This is a genomic window from Psychrobacter sp. DAB_AL32B (assembly GCF_002224105.1).
Lineage (GTDB): Bacteria > Pseudomonadota > Gammaproteobacteria > Pseudomonadales > Moraxellaceae > Psychrobacter.
Window position 1 is genome coordinate 36,222 of sequence record NZ_NEXU01000110.1, and the last position, 13,902, is coordinate 50,123.

A 13,902-nucleotide genomic window follows, 5' to 3' on the forward strand; every position below is an offset into this window, starting at 1 on the left:
TAAAAGGAGAATTACTATGGCTACTATGCGAGGACGGTTTGGCAAGCTGGTCGTTGACTTCCGCTACTTAGGTAAGCGCTGTCGAGAAAAGACTAGCTTGGAAGACAATCCAGCTAATCGTAAAAAATTAGCACAAGTCATGAAAAAAATGGAAGCAGAAATAACTCTAGGCATATTCGACTATGGCGCTTACTTCCCAAAGAGTGAACGCGCACAGGAAATGACAGCACTGGCTGATAGAGCAGAAGCTTGTATCAGTCGTAATCCAACCTTTAGGCAGTTTGTCGATATTTGGTATGAGGAGAAGAAAATTGAATGGCGGCCGAGCTATCGGCAAAAGATAAAGATTATTCTTAATAAGTACTTGTTACCTGAGTTTGGTGGTAAAGCGGTACATGCCATTAAAAAACCAGACTTGCTGACCTTCCGTAGCTCCCTCGCCAAAGTTCGTTACGGTAAAGATGGTCAGTCAAGTCTGTCAGTAGCACGAATCAATCAGATCATGATACTTCTTCGTATGATACTAGAAGAAGCATCAGATCGCCATGAGTTTGAGATGCCTTATAAAAATATTAAGAATCTTAAACAAGCTCGTCCGGATGTAAATCCTTTTACCTTGAGTGAGGTATGGCTGATTTTAAAGCATGTTCGTGCTGATTATAGACCCTACTACACCATTCGCTTTTTTACCGGGATGCGTACCAGTGAGATTGATGGGCTTAAGTGGGACTGCGTTAACTTTGATCGCCGTGAAATCAGTATCCGTGGTGCATTAGTGAATGGTGAGATGGGGCCAACGAAGACCTTGGGTTCACAGCGTGATATTGCAATGTCACAACTGGTCTATGACGCCCTACTGGAGCAGAAAGCACATACCTTTGGTAAGTCAGAGTTTGTGTTTTGCAATTCACAAGGCAATCCGATGGAGTATCGCAATGTGAATCGACGGGTATGGAAACCCACTCTTGCCCTACTCGGTCTTAAACATCGGCGGGCTTATCAGACTCGTCATACAGCAGCGACGCTTTGGCTCGCTGCTGGTGAGAACCCTGAGTGGATAGCGCGACAAATGGGTCACAGTAGTACGGAGATGCTGTTTCGGGTGTACAGCCGTTATGTGCCTGATATCACCCGTCAAGATGGCTCTGCAATGGATAACTTGCTCTTAGCGAGCAAGGAGAAGTTAACCAACGCATCGAATAGCTCTGAAGTTGAAGCACTAATCAGGAATAAACAGACTGACAAGGAGACGTCACTATGAAAATCATCAATTATGAAGAGCTGTTTGCTGAGTTTAAGCCTGACGGTGCCATCAGTGAAGATGCGAATAAGATTGCTAATGCATTGATGCGTGAGTTGTATATTTCATCGGGTCATAACCTCGCACGCTTCTTAGGAGTAAAGCGCTGTTTTAATAACGATATGGCGATGCGTGTATGGGTACAGAAGCGTTTGGATGCCAGTCTTGGCTATGTGATAGAGGATATGCGTTGTCAGCTTCAGAGCGAGCTTTATGAGCTATTACCACAGTCTGACTATGTCGGCTACTAAGGAGAATGTGATGAGTGTAAAGCTTCAGCCGAATATGACGCAGAACGCACGAGATCTAAGAATCTGTGAGGATTACTGGGCATACGATAATCAGAGTGGTTTTATTAAACACGTAAAGGCACTTTGCGAGAAGTATGAGATTAGCACTCAAGTACTCTTCGAGACAATTGGTGAGTGTTTTGCCTATTTAGATGATGTGCGATGCGAGTACTGTGGTTATGTGTGCCCTTTACAGATACCAGCAGACATTCCATATATGCGGGCAAAAGAGCGTTGGTGCTGTGAGGTATGTGAGCATGCTGTATGGCGGGAACATAATCATAGATAAGTCGTTCAAAACTTTAAAGCCAGGCAGCTTCGGTTGCCTGGCTTTTTCGTATGTAATATATCTTCTCTTAAATACAGTCCAAATTTAGTGTGCCACTACAGTATATATCATTTTATTTTCAGCTCCTTGTTTTGGATCAAAATACATCCGTAACTATTTACCAATACTTGATCGATGCGCTATACAGGCATCAAACTATAAATCAGTTACGACTATCCTCCATTAATACTGTCTTCGCTATTTGTTCACCAATTTTCGCAATGACAGCATTTCTTTCTTCAAACGAGGCGTCTGTCTCTGTAATGTATAGAGCGGCTACGATAGGCTTGCGATTTGGAGGCCACATCACCGCAGTAATAGCACGCGACCCATAACCACCAGCCCCTGTTCTATCTGCTACTATCCAGTCACTTGGAACGCCTTTACGAAACAATGCATCGCCAACCTCATTACTTTTAAGCCAAGATTCTAGTTGTTGACGAGATTTGACAGATAGTGTTTCGTCAATTAGTAACTTTTCAAGTGTCGTCACCATTGCAATTGGTGTTGTCGTGTCTCGCTTATCTCCAGGCACCGCTTCGTTGAGTTCTGTTTCCCAGCGATCAAGACGCGTAGTATCATCACCAATGGAACGCAAAAATTTCGTTAGAGCCTTAGGTCCCCCAATGGCTTGTAGAATAAAATTGGCAGCTGAATTATCACTGGTTGATAATGCGGCCTGACACAGCTCTGCAAGCGACATCCCTTTTTTACCCACATGTTTTTCTGTCACAGGGGAGTATGTAACAAGATTGCTCTCAGAGAATCTCACAACTCTATCAATTCTTTCTTTACCCAAATCAACTCTTTGAAGAACGTTTGCACAGGCAAGTGTTTTAAAGGTACTACTTAGAGGAAAACGTTCATTAGATTTATGTTCCCAGCGTTTTCCCGTTTCCAAGTCATGCACAGCTAGACCGATTCTAGCGTCCAATTCAGTTTCAGCATTGGTAACCGCTTCAAGTATTGAGTCTGTTGCATTAGCATTTAATGATAGCGTGAGACATAAAAAAGTAATTACTACGCTAAAAAAATTAGCCTTGTGTTGACGTACGTTCATGATGAGTTAACCTTCCTTTTGGATCAAATTTTTAGATTATATAATGTGTAATTAACAAGTATATTTAATAGCATAATTATATCTCATTCATTATTAACTTAGCTTATTTTGGATGGGTGATTTCAGGGTATACCCTAGCGGAACCATCAAAATAGATCTCTTAATTAATAGACCACTTAAAATAGACCGCTATAATGCAACCATTATATTGAACCAATGACATTGATCAGAGCTTATTTAATAAAGTCTGATGAGAGTTGGCGTTAATCCATAAATAAGAGCCAACTTATCCAGCGCTCAACTTGCCTATTGTTTAACCCAAACTCAAATAACCTATAGCCGTATTAAAAGCCCCGTAAATCATAAAACCTTAACCAATTCTATTAACAATAAACGCTCGGTGACGCCAATTGAACAGCGCTATAATAAAAAAACCAGTGCAACCAAGGAAGGTGAGCACAGTGTGTGGATCTCGTTTAATCGGCAAACAAGATGCAGAGATATAACCACACAAACGCTTGATAAGGAGATGGGCTATGTTAAAGTTTCGATTAAACTGCCAATACATAACTTTCAAAAGCGCTTTGGGCGGCTTAATATTGCCAGCGCTATTAGTTAGTACAGTGCTTAGTACACAAGCAGCGACGCCTACAAAAGCGACTTCGACCAGTAAATCTGCTATTACAAAACCTGTCAAACTAATTACGGACGTCATCACTTATGCCGAGCGTGATTGGCGCTCAGATGATGGAAAATTCTTATTAACGATATATTCAGGGGTATGGAATCCGCATGGCACTTTATTTTATCTAAACAAAGATGGCGGCGTTTCAGTCGAAGGGTTTCAAAAAGGATTAAATATTACCTTAAAATCATATGATCCAGAGGTTGGTTTAGAAGCGCCACCAGAATATGCCATCGATGGCACGCTAAATCTGCGTAATAATACGTTAGTAGGAACAGTCACCCACTATCCTGAGGGCAAAGCAACAATCAAAAAAACCACTTTTAACCCAGCGATTCCTATTAAAACCTATCCACAGTTTGTGTTTAAATATTATGGCTTTGATAATGATCGTTGGTATCGATCCACCATTACCCGAGTAGATGTCATTAATAAAGATACCAAAAAAGTGGTGCAGAAGTTGACGGGGTTTGAAGTAGATGCACACAGTACCAGATACGTTGATATGAACTACGATGGCTATTTTGATTTGGTGTTGAACGTTGCAGAAGGCGACCACAGTGATAAATATATTTACTGGCTATATGATCCACAGAGTAAAAAGTTTGTGCGTAATAAAACGTTGGAGGCAGTTTTAGGCTATGCAACACGTTATCCACATAAGCAACTGGCGCGCTTTAACGACGACACCCTGAAACGTGTAGATGGTCAATGGAAAAGAGTACCCTGCTGCTAGGCATGCTAGATATACACTACTTAAGATATCTGTTAGCCATTTTGAACAGGATATATCTTGATTAAAAAACCTTAATGACGTCGCAGTTCTTTCACATTTAGCCTATCATAGGCTTTGCAGCCTCTTTCATGACCGTTATTACAAGCGATTTGATACCACTCTTTTGCTTGGATATTATTTTTAGTCACGCCTTTTCCTGCTTCATACATCACTCCAAGACGATATTGAGCGTCGGCATCCTCTTGATCAGCGGCGTCTTAGTACAACTTCATTGCTCTCGTATAGTCTTGATTGGTGTCTTCGCCTTCCTCAAATATAAGACCCAGATTATATTGTGCGTCTGAAAAACCTTGATCCGCAGCTTTTTGATACCATTCGATGGCTTTTTCAAAGTCTTGAGGTAAGGCGAATCCTTGATCATAGCTTACACCCATATTATATTGACCAACAGCTACTCCTTGGTTGGCAGCCTTCAAATACCATTCAAGGGCTTTGGCATAACTTTGAGTAACCCCTTTACCACTGTAGTACATTGAACCAAGGGTGGCTTGAGCAGACGCATAACCTTGGTTAGCAGCTTTTTTATACCATTCAACCGCCTTTGCATTATCTTCTGCCATACCATGCGCATTTTTATACATCCAACCTAGGTTATATTGCGCTTCTGGATATCCTTGGTTAGCAGACTTTTGGTACCACTTAAAAGCTTGAGCATAATCTTGATCTATTTCTTCGCCATAGTCGTACATTAGCGCAAGGCGATACTGTGCATCAGCATGTCCTTGTTCTGCCTTTACCTTAGTAGTTGCAAGGTCTGCGGCTACAGCTGGTGCACTTAGCCCAAGTAATAAAGCTAAAATAGTCATTGTATGGATAACAATCGTTTTCATCATAGAGTCAGCCATGGCTTATCCTTAATAACAAAGATACTTATGATGATAAATTTTTTAATTGCCTACAATGGATATGCCTAAGGCTTTAACAAGTGTTCTCGAAAAAACAGCGGTTACCGATTACAGCTCATTTCTACTCCATTCCCACAAGCTTTATTTAACCACATGTTAGCTTGAGCTTTATCTTGCTGCACCCCTCTACCATAGTTATACATCGTACCGATGACATATGCTGCCATGGCATCACCTTGCTTAGCAGCTTTGAGATACCAGTTAAACGCTTGCTTATAATCTTGCTTTACACCATAGCCATTTTCAAACATCCATGCCAGATTGTACTGGGCTTCAGATAAGCCTTGAGACGCGGACTTTTGATACCACGTAAACGCTTTGGCATAATCCTTGGCAATGCCGCTGCCGTTCTCATACATTACCCCAAGATTATTTTGCGCATCGACCTGCCCTTGTTTAGCCGCTTTTTGATACCAATCAAACGCTTGGTTATGGCTTTGAGCAACCCCTTCACCATGGCTGTACATTACTCCAAGGTTATACTGAGCTTCATCAAAGCCTTACTCAGCTGACTTTTGCCACCATCCCCTAGCCTTAGTATAATCTTGCTCAATGCCTCGACCAAAGTAGTGCATAGCGCCGAGAACATATTGAGCCTTTGCTTGTCCCTGATCAGCGGCTTTGGTGAGCCATTCGACCGCTTTATTATAGTCCCGCTCCATACCATTGCCTTCGTGATAGAGAACGCCAAGCTCAAACTGAGCATCCGCATTACCTTGTCTAGCAGCCTTTTGATACCATTCAATCGTTTTAGCTTGGTTTTGAGGTCTGTTTTCTCTATTAAGGTTTAGGAGCTGCAAGTTATTCTTAGCGCCATTATTCCCTTGAGAGGCAGATTTTAAATACCACTCTATGGCTTTGCTATCACTCTGCTCGACCCCTTCACCTTTGTGATAAAGAGCACCAACATTGAACTGCCCCTTAGCATCGCCTTGCTCTGCAGCTTTTAGATACCACTCAAAAGCTTTAGCTGAATCCTGCTCAACACCTTTGCCTTTATCGTATAGTTCGCCAAGATTATTTTGAGCCTCAGCATTACCTTGAGAGGCAGATTTTAAATACCATTCAAACGCCTTGGTATAATCTTGCTCAACGCCTTTTCCGATATAATATTTAAAACCAAGGCGGTATTGAGAATCCGCATCATCTTGCTCTCCCATAGCTTGAGTTGTTGCAAAGTCTGCTGCAACCGCTGGAAATGTTAGCCCGAGCGATAAGCTGAAAACTAGTATTTTATGAATGACAGAAGTTTTAAATGTAGGCATGACTAACACTCCCATTACAAAAAAGAAAATATCTAAGCAATTAAAAGCAATAGCGACTTCTTAATTCTAACTATATTTAGCTTTGTTGGATATCGATATTAGATCTCTTGTAAAAGCACCATTCTATTGAATGCTACTAGCAACATCTTAAAAGGCTAGCAGCAATTTAGGCAAGCGTTCTGAACCACTCCGGTATTGTCGTAATCTCTCAAAATGGTCAATCTCTGCCAATACTTGAGCGGTTCAGTTGTTCGATTTTTTTGTAGTGGGTAGCCAATAGCAGTAGCATTATTTCTCACTATTTGAAGGTACAGATAACACTATCGTTATTGTTATCAATACTTTGTAGTTCTAGGTTTACATGCTCATACACAGGTTTAAAAAACTCCTCTAAACTTTTCGCAATACCAAATTCCCTATCGGAGCCAGAATTACCAGACATTTCTGCATCATAAATATACAAGGGTTGAAACCCTTTCTTTTCCCATTTGTAGAATTTTTGAGTAAAAAGCGAGTCAACATCACAGTTAGACGGAATGCGAGTTAAATCTTTTTGATTAAAGAAATCATTAAGCTCGTAAATACCTCCAAGAGAGCTGTCATCCATAACACCCTGACTTGAACCAAGAGTAATAATATTCGGCTGGCTCTTGGTCCCATATGCTGACATCGAACTGGTTTCATTCAATCTGGCATTTATAAAATAGTTTGGGTCTTCAGGCTCATACTCATTTTTAATTGGTGTTTTCTCAAGCCATTCTTTTGCATAGGGTATTGCTGCTAGTTTATCCCACGTCCAATTCTCATTAGGCTTTAAGGCAATATAATCGGTTATTGCAATGAACTGCGGCGCTCCATTACTCTTCGCCTCTAAAGCTTCTTCCTCTAGGCCTTCAGCCTCATCGGCCAGTTGATTATCAGCATCACCTCTACCATCTGGACATTGAGTTTCACTACCCTTTTTATCGATACAGAAGGTACGACCTTCTTTATCATTAACGACAGCGATGCCGTTATTGAAATCTATTAGGCCTTCAGTATCATCCCAATAAACTTTAGTGAACTGCATTGGTATTACAAGCTTACCTGTCTTATCGATATATCCGTATTCAAGATTGTCACTGTTCTCTTCATAACTAAAGACAGCAGCCAACCCATCTGAGAAATCATTGACCGTTTCATATGCTAAGTTTATTGGGATAATCGATTTGTTAGTGGTATCAACATAGCCCCATTTACCGTCTTTCTTAACGGCGATGAGCGACTCACTTAAGTTGCCCATACTTTCATACATAAAGGGTATGACCACCTCATTCTGCTTATTAATCAGTCCATATTTACTTTCATAATCTTCTGGGTCCTTAGGTGGACGAGCTGCTGTGGCAAAGCCCTCTTGGAAATCAGCTAAAGCTTCGTATTCAAACGGGATAACGGTTTTACCCTGTTTATCAATCGCACCATACAGACCTTCAGCACTCACAATAGCGAGTCCGTCAGAGAAACTGCTTGCCCACTCGTACTGCGGCTCTATGACCACCTTACCCTTGGTGTCAATAAAACCATATTTATCATTTTTATTAACGGCAGCCAAGCCTTCTGAAAAGTCATTAAACTCTAAAGACTCTCCACTCTCTCCTGCCACGATCGCATCAAACTCAAACGGAATAATTAATTGTCCGTCTTTATCGATATAGCCTACTCTATTGGTTTTATCATATTCATCGTTACTCTGCTTAATTACCCCTGCAAGCCCATCTCTTAAGCAACCGACTTGGTCATAGCCTTCTACATCAGGTATAACGCACTTTTCTTCTTTTTTATCACTTTCGACTTCTGCGGTACTGACTGCCTCTTTGTCATTAGCTGATGAAGGCTTCACTTCGGCATTATTTTTGTCACTACATCCTGACATGGCAAGAAGGCTAAAAATTAAGGGTAAATAGATAGGTTTCAATGCAACAATCCTTGTTAAATAGATTTATTTAGAAATTTAAAATTTATATGGATATTTAATAATCATTTCTGAAACTGTGATTGATAATTCTTTCAGCTGTAAAAGTCATAAACTCCTGAAATCACATAGCTATCACCTTTAGATTCAGCAGTATGCAAAGGCTGACTGCTAGTCGCGATATTTTTTATGATATATTTTCATAAACTTCTCATTAAAAGGTGTGATAAAGGGATGTGGTGGTAAAAGGGTTGGCTATACTTTTTTATAAACAGCAGTGTATTTGTATTTATAGTGTTTCCATAACCTTCGTCATATTACTCAACTAATTTTTAATTATCAATCTATTAAAAACTAAAAACATGACTATTAATATTTACGTATATTCAAAATAAATAAGGGTAAGCTTGTAAATTAAATAATTCAAAATAAAACTGAAATCTGGAAGATAATTAAGTTCGACATGCACCTTATGTAAGCAGATTACAGTGATGCTAAGCAGAGCAGTTCCGTAGCTCCTTCAGTTCACTTTTGACAAATGATAAACAGCTTGTTATGATAAAAAAAATCGTGGGTTTAAGGCTACTTCCAGCGCGATGAAAAATAAAGACTGGTAAAATGCACAACTCCTTTTCGCTCTGTAAGGTGACTGTGTCGTTTCAATTTCGCACAGACAGAGCAACAGGAGATTTCATTATGACTACTTCTAGTCGATTGATTCCAACCTTTATACTTCTCAATAATTTTTCTCATACTCAGTTACTGAGTCTTATGAGAGCTTTCTGCTTTCCTGATTTTTTCAATAAGTCCTTCCGTGAGCTTCATAAGTCTTTATCAGTCTCAGTCACTGGTATACCAAGCTATGTTAAGAATATGGCTTACCTTGGTTTTATTACTGTGCCCAACTACTTTTAAGTTTGAGATATAGCAATAAGACCAGCTAAAAACTTGAATGCATTCACCTCATTTAACGATTATTAAAAGGTAACCTTATGACAGCATATAGCGGTAAAACCAACCAAGATGAAAGCACTACTCGCAAGCAAGATACGCGCGTTGAAGACTGGATGACGGAGATATGGGACTGGATAGACAACCATAATGTATATAGCAGCGCTGACAGCAGTGTTCCTCGTAAATCTGAAGCATTATGTCAACTAGAAAGACTTGATTTAGGATATGGAAAATCGACGAGTTATACTTATATTGATAATAAACCAGTATTACAAAACGAAAGTGAGTCCACTAAGCCATTACCTAGCGCTATCGGCAATTTAAAAAATCTAAAATATCTTAGACTTAGAGGTTTTGAGGAGCTGCCGGAAGAGATTGCTCAACTAGATAAGTTAGAGACGCTGGTTTATATGGACTGCGCTTTTACTGAATTCCCAAAGGTATTGTGTAAACTAAAGAGTCTTAATTAGAGAGGTTTCCTGATGAGCTCGGTAATCTATCATCGCTTACCCGTTTTGATATGAGAGGATCTAAGGTTCAGCAGTTACCAAACTCTATTGGTAAGCTAAGTAAGCTCAGAAGTATTGAGCTGTATGCTAATGAAGAGTTGAAGGCTTTGCCTGATAGTATCGGGAATTTAACAAACCTGAGAAAATTAGACATACGTGCTTCTGATTTCGAAACCCTGCCAAGTTCTATAGGCAATCTAGATCAATTGGAAAGTCTTGGACTCTATCATAATGGCCTACAAAGTCTGCCTGATAGTATTACTAATCTAAAAACATTAGAAGAAATCGATATTAAGGCAAATCCCCTTTTGGATGTATCAGAAACTGTCAATCAATTTTTGGATAGTATTAATGATAAAGCGGCTTGGTAAGAAGTAGAGCACGCAATATACAAAACCATGCTTGAGACGATCGCTCAGTGTTATACCTACTTAGACAATGTTGTGTCTGAGTATTGCGGTTATGTTTATCAGATTGAAATGCCTGTATATATGAGCATAATTTTTGCCAGACAGATAAGTATTAAGCATAAAAAAGCCAGACAGCTTAGGTTGTCTGGCTTTTTTGTGTGCATCATCTATTAAAAACAGTTCAAAGCTTCTATGCCACTACAGACTCTAACACTTACGTCCTGTAAAGCACTTTAACCACATGCCAGCCAAATTTGGTTTTCACTAAATGTGGGGTGAAGAGTTCGCCGTTGAAGCAGACTTTATCAAATGCGGGTACCATTTGCCCTTGTCTAAACTCACCTAAGTCGCCGCCTTTTTTACCTGATGGACAGGTTGAGTGTTTCTTAGCCAGCACATCAAACTGGGCGCCTTTTTTAAGCTTGGCAATAATGTCGTCAGCCAGTTCTTTGTCTTTTACTAAAATATGCAATGCGCTAGCGGTACGAGCCATAATGTAAACCTTTCATAAAATATCGATTGTCGAGACATTATATCACTACTTAATATCACTACTTACTTTGGTTGCTAACCTCACCTGTGTAATCTACTTTATCAAAAGTCATTATCTATACAGGCGCTACTCTTTGGATGAGAGTAGATGCCTTTTGAGTAACGCTGCCACTACCAATCAATTTATAGTCACGAATACCACTACCGCTTAGAACTTCGACCTTTTGCAGGGCGCTTGCCATTGGCAGCAGGTTTGCCCTTGCCGCCGGATTTCTTGCCATCACTAAAAGGACGCCTATTTTTACCTTTAGAATCCGCTGGTTTTCTAGTACCATCTTTGGGGTGTCTAGTATTGCTCTTTGCTGCGCCCGCTGGTTTTAAAGACGCTTTTGCTTTTGACGAATCATCAGTACGAGATTTTTTTCGAGGCGTATTACGAGATTTCTTAGCCGGAGCATTGTCTTCCGAAGAAGAATCTTCTATAGATTTAAGTAAAACAGACATCTCTTTTTGGGTTAAATCTCGCCAGTCACCAACGGGAATACCCTTAAGACTGACATTCATAATCCGTGTACGCTCAAGCTTCACGACTTCATAGCCAAAGTGCTCACACATACGGCGAATTTGACGGTTCAGACCCTGCACTAGCGTGATGTTAAACACGTTAGGTGCCACCTTAGTTACTGGGCATTTTTTCGTCATCTTCCCCAAAATAGGTACGCCACCAGCCAAACCTTTAATAAAATCATCCGTTATCGGCTTATTCACCGTCACCACATAATCTTTCTCGTGGTTATTACCAGCACGTAACACCTTATTAACCAGATCGCCATTACTGGTCAAAAAGATTAAACCTTGGGAATCTTTATCCAAACGGCCAATCGGGAAAATACGTACGCTATGTCTGACAAAATCAACAATGTTGTTTTTCTCGGAGCTTTCCGTGGTGCTCACAATACCGACTGGCTTATTTAATACAATAAAAACAAAGTCATCAGCTTCTCGCGGCTCAATGAGCTGGCCGTTAACTTTTACCGTATCTCCAGCAACCACTTGCGCACCCACCGCAGCACGCTTGCCATTGAGGTACACATTGCCTTGTTCAATAAAGCGGTCAGCGTCTCTACGAGAGCAAATACCGCTTTCGCTGATGTATTTATTTAAACGAGTCGAGGAAGTGTTAAACATAAAGCACCGTTTTTACCTAATAAAAAGCCTTTCTTACTAAGAAAAAAGCCTAAATTGAATGAATCATCAATAACGAGATGGCTGACATTATATAGGAAGTTCAGTGACGATTTCAGGCGAGATGGGCGAAAACCTAGAAATGCATTTATTATCGTATAAAAGGTTATCGTGATTAATATACAAGAATGGTTTTTCCATAGCTTTTTTTATTTTAATCATGCGTTATATTTGTATAACCTGATCAATCTGACAGCACAGACGCAAAGCACTAAAGGCTGCTAAACTTGACGTTTTAGGATTTTCGGCCAATGGTAATCCCGTCATACTAATCTCAAGCTTACCGAATACGCCTTCAGCGGTTATATGATGAATGTTGTGCTCAAGCGTTGGATCAGCGATTAACTCTACGATTGTATCATCAAGGCCAACGCCTGCCAGCGCAATAGTAGCAGCAACGTTTGAATTATCCGGGAATAAAGCAGCAGCTTCTCTAGCAGTACCCGTAAAGAATATGGTAGGCTCCGCTAAATTATCGTAGTCAATAAGCTGATCAGCATGACTTCCTTTCCAGCTCGATGGATGCTTTCTACCTCGATAAACCACATCACTGAGTCCTGCCAAGCTCGCAGCGTTTATGCCATCAATCCCAGCAACTGCCCCTGCTAAGATATGAATTTTTACACCGCTCGCTTCTGCAGTATCAGCGAGTGATACCGCAAAATTCTCATCAGTAAAGGCACCCACAGAGACAATCCCGAGTGGTATGCTTTTTTGCAATATTTTAATAGCATGCTCTTTGAGCCCATCCTGACCCGACATCTCAATCGCCAAATCAGGCATTTTTACCAAATCGTCTACCGAAGTAATCACCTCTATAGACTCGCCTATTTCAGCCTTTAACCTCGCGGCGCTTCTGGTGCTGGCTAATACAGTCGAAAGGATAATATTTTTAGGCAGCATCTCATGTACTTTTCTCGCCATCGATCCATAGCCTATGAACATCACGCTTTTCATACCCACTCCTGTTTATTGTTTTTTATATTTCTTTGCTCAAACTACTTGAGACATCAATCACTGAGCCTATAGTATAAGAAAATCAAATTAATTATGTCCATTACATCAATTATGTTAATTGATGGCACGCCCTAAGGCAATGACAGTAGGCTTTTATGTTGTTATTAGTCTTATATTGAACGTTAAGCAACTATTTTGACTACGTGTTGCAAAGTGGGTTACAAATGGTACAGTAGAGATAGGCAGGTCTTAGCTTTAATATAATTGTTACGACAGAAAATTTGATTTTGTAAAAGGAGTTGAATACTGATGAGCAGACCTAAACAGGCATCCATTCATATTCGTTGTGACTACGATTTAGCCAATGAATTTAAGCAAGTAGTCGAGCAAAACGGCTATACAAAGTCGCTTGTTCTGCGTGAGTTGATGCAACATTATATTAACACCTCCAAAAACCACAGTATGCAATCCGAACAGGACGTAATGAGACAGGTTCTGAAAAAAGACGATACAATTAAAGCAGCGCCTTTAAAAGATATGACAGCCGATGAGCTATTGAAGCTAGCTATAAGAATGGCTGAAAAACATATATAACTTAGCTACTTATACCCTACTTATCTATCTAATAACCGAAGACAAGGTTGTAGCTAAAATACGCCAATGCCAATGTGATTTAAATTTTACCTTAGAGGTAAAAAAGGATGCTAATACCAGACAGTATTAGCACCCTTTTTTATTCAATATTTTTTATATAA

Annotated in this window: 14 protein-coding genes and 2 pseudogenes; 6 read left to right on the forward strand and 10 right to left on the reverse strand. The window is 40.1% G+C overall.

Annotated features, from left to right (window positions below; translation table 11 throughout):
- Positions 1 to 16 precede the first annotated feature (16 nt).
- Positions 17 to 1,261, forward strand: coding sequence for a site-specific integrase (locus CAN34_RS12215; RefSeq protein ID WP_089555874.1), 1,245 nt, complete (start codon positions 17 to 19; stop codon positions 1,259 to 1,261).
- Complete coding sequence (locus tag CAN34_RS12220) at positions 1,258 to 1,551, forward strand: hypothetical protein (RefSeq protein WP_089555875.1); 294 nt, start codon at positions 1,258 to 1,260, stop codon at positions 1,549 to 1,551. The genes CAN34_RS12215 and CAN34_RS12220 overlap by 4 nt, the downstream gene beginning before the upstream one ends.
- A 530-nt stretch (positions 1,552 to 2,081) precedes the next feature.
- Here the strand turns inward: CAN34_RS12220 and blaRTG are convergent.
- The gene (gene blaRTG / locus CAN34_RS12230; RefSeq protein WP_089555877.1) at positions 2,082 to 2,978 is read right to left on the reverse strand and encodes an RTG family carbenicillin-hydrolyzing class A beta-lactamase; all 897 of its coding nucleotides are present in this window, start codon (positions 2,976 to 2,978) and stop codon (positions 2,082 to 2,084) included.
- A gap of 536 nt (positions 2,979 to 3,514) precedes the next feature.
- Here blaRTG and CAN34_RS12235 point away from each other — a divergent pair.
- On the forward strand, positions 3,515 to 4,399 hold the full coding sequence (locus CAN34_RS12235; RefSeq protein WP_089555878.1) for a hypothetical protein: 885 nt from the start codon (positions 3,515 to 3,517) through the stop codon (positions 4,397 to 4,399).
- Positions 4,400 to 4,470: 71 nt separating this feature from the next.
- On the opposite strand, the pseudogene CAN34_RS14685 reads toward CAN34_RS12235, so the two are convergent.
- From CAN34_RS14685 to CAN34_RS12255, 6 genes and pseudogenes are all read right to left on the reverse strand, one after another.
- A pseudogene (locus tag CAN34_RS14685) lies at positions 4,471 to 4,623 on the reverse strand (SEL1-like repeat protein); the annotation flags it as partial.
- Between the two features lie 33 nt (positions 4,624 to 4,656).
- Positions 4,657 to 5,304, reverse strand: coding sequence for a tetratricopeptide repeat protein (locus tag CAN34_RS12240; RefSeq protein ID WP_217320629.1), 648 nt, complete (start codon positions 5,302 to 5,304; stop codon positions 4,657 to 4,659).
- 101 nt (positions 5,305 to 5,405) lie between these two features.
- Complete coding sequence (locus tag CAN34_RS14640; RefSeq protein ID WP_302476523.1) at positions 5,406 to 5,531, reverse strand: SEL1-like repeat protein; 126 nt, start codon at positions 5,529 to 5,531, stop codon at positions 5,406 to 5,408.
- 15 nt (positions 5,532 to 5,546) lie between these two features.
- Positions 5,547 to 5,843 (reverse strand): annotated as a pseudogene (locus tag CAN34_RS12245) (tetratricopeptide repeat protein); the annotation flags it as partial.
- A gap of 21 nt (positions 5,844 to 5,864) precedes the next feature.
- A complete protein-coding gene (locus CAN34_RS12250; RefSeq protein WP_165767656.1) occupies positions 5,865 to 6,629 on the reverse strand; it encodes a tetratricopeptide repeat protein in 765 nt (254 codons plus the stop codon).
- Between the two features lie 298 nt (positions 6,630 to 6,927).
- The gene (locus tag CAN34_RS12255; protein WP_089555881.1) at positions 6,928 to 8,583 is read right to left on the reverse strand and encodes a WG repeat-containing protein; all 1,656 of its coding nucleotides are present in this window, start codon (positions 8,581 to 8,583) and stop codon (positions 6,928 to 6,930) included.
- Between the two features lie 989 nt (positions 8,584 to 9,572).
- Between CAN34_RS12255 and CAN34_RS14285 the strand changes: the two genes are divergently transcribed.
- Together CAN34_RS14285 and CAN34_RS12265 are read left to right on the forward strand one after the other, a co-directional pair.
- Positions 9,573 to 10,004 carry a hypothetical protein gene (locus tag CAN34_RS14285; RefSeq protein ID WP_089555882.1) on the forward strand — a complete coding sequence of 144 codons (432 nt, stop codon included), beginning with the start codon at positions 9,573 to 9,575 and terminating at the stop codon, positions 10,002 to 10,004.
- Between the two features lie 50 nt (positions 10,005 to 10,054).
- Positions 10,055 to 10,414 carry a leucine-rich repeat domain-containing protein gene (locus CAN34_RS12265; RefSeq protein ID WP_089555883.1) on the forward strand — a complete coding sequence of 120 codons (360 nt, stop codon included), beginning with the start codon at positions 10,055 to 10,057 and terminating at the stop codon, positions 10,412 to 10,414.
- 253 nt (positions 10,415 to 10,667) lie between these two features.
- Here CAN34_RS12265 and ppiC read toward each other — a convergent pair whose 3' ends face one another.
- The 3 genes from ppiC to CAN34_RS12280 all read right to left on the reverse strand — a co-directional run bounded on the left by ppiC (position 10,668) and on the right by CAN34_RS12280 (position 13,147).
- Entirely contained in the window at positions 10,668 to 10,946 is a 279-nt protein-coding gene (gene ppiC, locus CAN34_RS12270; RefSeq protein ID WP_089555884.1) for a peptidylprolyl isomerase PpiC, read from the reverse strand.
- Between the two features lie 200 nt (positions 10,947 to 11,146).
- The gene (gene rluF / locus CAN34_RS12275; protein WP_089555885.1) at positions 11,147 to 12,133 is read right to left on the reverse strand and encodes a 23S rRNA pseudouridine(2604) synthase RluF; all 987 of its coding nucleotides are present in this window, start codon (positions 12,131 to 12,133) and stop codon (positions 11,147 to 11,149) included.
- Positions 12,134 to 12,355: 222 nt separating this feature from the next.
- A complete protein-coding gene (locus CAN34_RS12280) occupies positions 12,356 to 13,147 on the reverse strand; it encodes an aspartate dehydrogenase (protein ID WP_089555886.1) in 792 nt (263 codons plus the stop codon).
- A 309-nt stretch (positions 13,148 to 13,456) separates the two neighbouring features.
- On the opposite strand from CAN34_RS12280, the gene CAN34_RS12285 reads away from it, so the two are divergent.
- Positions 13,457 to 13,741, forward strand: a complete 285-nt coding sequence (locus tag CAN34_RS12285; protein WP_089555887.1) for a hypothetical protein — start codon at positions 13,457 to 13,459, stop codon at positions 13,739 to 13,741.
- The last annotated feature ends 161 nt before the right edge of the window (positions 13,742 to 13,902 follow it).